The 3,732-nt window shown below is 69.0% G+C and carries 2 protein-coding genes and 1 pseudogene; all 3 read left to right on the top strand.

Translation table 11 applies throughout. From position 1 onward, the window contains the following. Positions 1-615: pseudogene (locus tag ACFVYN_RS35455) on the top strand (hypothetical protein); the annotation flags it as partial. 376 nt (positions 616-991) lie between these two features. After that, a complete protein-coding gene (locus tag ACFVYN_RS35450; protein WP_390006151.1) occupies positions 992-2,161 on the top strand; it encodes an exonuclease SbcCD subunit D in 1,170 nt (389 codons plus the stop codon). Position 2,162: 1 nt separating this feature from the next. Next, positions 2,163-3,732, top strand: a 1,570-nt coding sequence (locus ACFVYN_RS35445; RefSeq protein WP_390006149.1) for an AAA family ATPase, incomplete at its 3' end; no start/stop codon positions are given.

Raw genomic sequence — 3,732 nt, 5'->3', positions numbered from 1 at the left:
GCCGCCGCGGTGGGACTGCGCAACTCTGTCCTGCTGCACGAACGCTGCTTCCTGGCAGTCGAGGGCCCCACCGAGCAGCAGTGCGTGCCCCTGCTCTTCCGCCTCTCGCAGGGTCTGCCCCTGCAGGCGGCCGGTATCGCCCTGTGGGCCTGCGACAACAACGAAGGAGCCCTGCACTTGGCCGGCTACCTCGTCAAGCACCACCGCACCGTCAAGCTGATGGTCGACGCCGACAGCCGCACCAACAAGCACTTCAAGACCGAGAAACTCATCAGGGCCGGCCTCGACCTCACCAAGCAGGTCTCCTACGTCGGTGAGGGAGAGGGCTACAACGAGCTGGAGGAGCTCTTCAGCGACACTCAGTGGGCGGCCGCCGCCAACGACCACTGGCCCCGCCCCGAGGGCCGGCCCTGGAGCGCCGACGACTTCACCGAGCACCGGGGCGGCAAGTTCAGCGACCGCATCCTCTACATGATCAAACAGCAGGCCGAGGAGAGCAGCCCCAACGGCAAGGCCGACATGCTCTATGCACTGGTGTCCATGCTCACCACCCCCGAAGAGGTCCCCCAGCAGCTACGGGACATCTTCACCGAGGTGCAGGCCCTCGCCTGCTGACCTGCTGCTGCGCCCGCCGCTGCAGCATGCGCTCCTTGCGCTGCTCATTGGTCGGCGCCGCCCAGGCGTGCCATCCGGCCTCTGCGGTCCATTGCCGCGCGTGAGCGCGGGCTTCGATTCCGCACCACCGGCAGCCCTCGGGCGCCACAGTGTGCTCGGTCCTGGCAGAACGCGATAACGACATCACATCCTCCTTCCCCCACTGCTTATCTTGCCTCCTGCCACTGACAATCACCCCGCGAGCCGCGTCCGGCTCCGCCACCCGGCAGCGCAGACGAAGAAACCTTTCCCTCACGTGTCCCCAAGCCTCTGAAACAAGACCGTTTATCGGGAAAACCGCCCCTAGCTCCCACCACACTGGTTACGGTCTGTGCTCATGAGGTTCCTGCACACCTCGGACTGGCATCTCGGCCGCCGGTTCCACGGGGAAGATCTGATCGACCATCAGCGCACGGTCCTGGACCACATCTGCGCCACCGCCCGCACTCAGAAGGTGGACGCCCTGCTGATCGCGGGCGACATCTACGACCGTGCCATCCCAAGCCTGGACGCGGTACGCCTGTTCGACCGGGCTCTGCACCAGCTCGCCGACCTCGGCATCCCCACCGTCATGATCAGCGGGAACCACGACTCGGCCCACCGCCTCGGCACCGGCTCCGGCCTGTACGCCAAAGCCGGCGTCCACCTGCGCACCGACCCCGCCGACGCCGCCCGCCCCGTCCTTCTCGACGACGAGCACGGCCCCGTCGCCGTCTACGGAGTGCCCTACCTCGAGCCCGCCCTGGTACGCACCCAGCTGGACGCCGAGACAGCCTCCCACCAGGCCGTTCTCACCTCGGCACTGGACCGCATCCGCGCCGACCTCGCCACCCGCCCGGGCACCCGCTCCGTCGTCCTCGCCCACGCCTTCATCACCGGCGCCACCAGCAGCAGCAGCGAACGCGACATCAGCGTCGGCGGCGTCGCCCACGCCGGCGCCGACCTCTTCGCCGGCATCGACTACACCGCCCTGGGCCATCTTCACCGCCCGCAGCGCGTCAACGACCGCATCCACTACAGCGGCTCCCCGCTGGCCTACTCCTTCTCCGAGACCAACCACACCAAATCCCTCACCCTGGCCGACCTGCCGGCCGACGGCGCCCCCACGATCACGCGCCACGACATCCCGGCCGAACTCCACCTGCCGCTGGCCCGGCTGACCGGCCGCATCGAAGACCTGCTGACCGACCCCGAACACGAACCGCTCAGCGAAGCCTGGCTGCAGGCCACCCTCACCGACACCGCCCTGCCGTACGAGGCGATGGCACGCCTCAAACAGCGCTTCCGCCACACGCTGGACATGCGGCACGTGCCCGCCGGTATCCCGGCACAGGCCACCGACAGCCCCACCTACCGCGAACGGGTACGCGGCCGCGGCGACCTCGACATCGCCCACGACTTCATCACCGCCGTGCGCGGCACCCCACCCACCACCGCAGAGGCAGGCCTCCTCCAAGAAGCCGTCGACGACATGCGCGTGCGCGCCCAGGAGAAGGAAACCGTCTGACATGCGTCTGCACTCCCTGCACCTGCAGGCCTTCGGCCCCTTCGCCCGCCGCCACACCGTCGACTTCGACGCCCTGTCCGCAGACGGCCTGTTCCTCCTGCACGGCGACACCGGCGCCGGCAAGAGCACCCTGTTCGCCGCCATCTGCTTCGCCCTCTACGGCCTGCCGCCTCACGAACGCAACATGCGGCTGCGCAGCGATCACGCTCCCGCGAATCTGCTGACCGAAGTGACCCTGGAATTAACCCTGGCCGGCAAGCGCCTGCAGATCCGCAGGATCCCCGCCCAGAAGCGACCCCACCTGCGCAACAGCGCAGAACTCGTCGACCAGAAGCCCGAAACCTTCCTGCACCAGTGGGTCCTCGACGAACACGGACACGGCCGGTGGGAAGGCATCATCAAGTCCCACAAGGAAGCCGGAGAAGAGATCAAGTCCCTCCTGCGCCTGACCCGCCAGCAGTTCTGCCAGGTCGTCCTGCTCCCGCAGAACGAGTTCACCAAGTTCCTGCGCGCCGACGCATCCGAACGCCGGGTCCTGCTCGGCACCCTCTTCGGCACCCGCCGCTTCGGCCTCATCGAAGAATTCCTCGCCCACCGCAAAACCCTCACCGCCAAGACGCGCGACGAGGCCCGCGCCGACGTCCTGCGCCTGGCCGAACGCATCCAGCAGGCAGCCGGCGACGACCTCGAACCAGCCCAGGACGCCCCCCGGGCCGACGACCCCGCCACCCTCACCGCACCCGCCCGCGCCTGGGCCACCGCCCTGCACCACCAGGCCCTCACCCGCCAGCACGCCGCCGGCGCCGCCACCGAGACCGCCGAGCAGCAGCTGACCGAAGCCCGCCTGGCAGAACAGGCCGTCCGCGACCTCCACCGTCTCCAGCAGGCCCACCGCACCACCGCATACGACCTCGACCTGCTTCACGAGCAGGCCACCCACCACGGCCACCTCGCCGACCGCCGCGACCGAGCCGTCAAAGCCCAACAACTGCAATCCGTCCTGGAGACCGCACACACCGCCGACCTCGAGCACACCCGTGCCCTGGACGACGACAGCCGCGCCCGCGCCCTGCTGCCACCCGAACACGCATCCCTCGACACCGCCGGCCTCACTCACGCCGCCCAGCAACTGCACGCCGAAACCGGCGCTGTCCAGGCTCTGCTGCCCGACGAGGCCACCCTCCAGCGCCACACGACAGAGCTGGCCGCACTCGACCGCGAGCGCCAGCAACTCGCCGAAACCCTCACCGACGCCCAGCAATGGCTCAACGCCCTTCCGCAACGCCGCGCGGACCTTGCCGCACGCCTGGAAACCGCCCGCAGCGCGCAGGAAACCAGCCGCGAACTCACCCCCACCCTCAACCTCGTCGAAAAGCAGCTCGAAGCCGCCAGGCGCCGTGACGCCCTCGATCAGCAGATCAGCGCCGCCCACAAAGTCCTCAGCCAGGCCGAGAAGGACTCCGAACAAGCCGCGAAAACGTACATCGACATCCGGCGCCGCCGCACGGACGGCATCGTCGCCGAGCTCGCCGGCCGGCTCGTCGACGGCGAAGACTGCCCCGTATGCGGTT

This window comes from Streptomyces sp. NPDC058307, from assembly GCF_042880295.1.
Classification (GTDB): domain Bacteria; phylum Actinomycetota; class Actinomycetes; order Streptomycetales; family Streptomycetaceae; genus Streptomyces.
The sequence above is the reverse complement of the archived record's forward strand: the minus strand, read 5'-3'. Positions and strand labels throughout refer to the sequence as shown.

What these genes read in the sequence shown, in the direction of transcription:
- ACFVYN_RS35450 (WP_390006151.1), top strand. Translation starts at nt 992, where the DNA reads ATGAGGTTCCTGCACACCTCGGACTGGCATCTCGGCCGCCGGTTCCAC.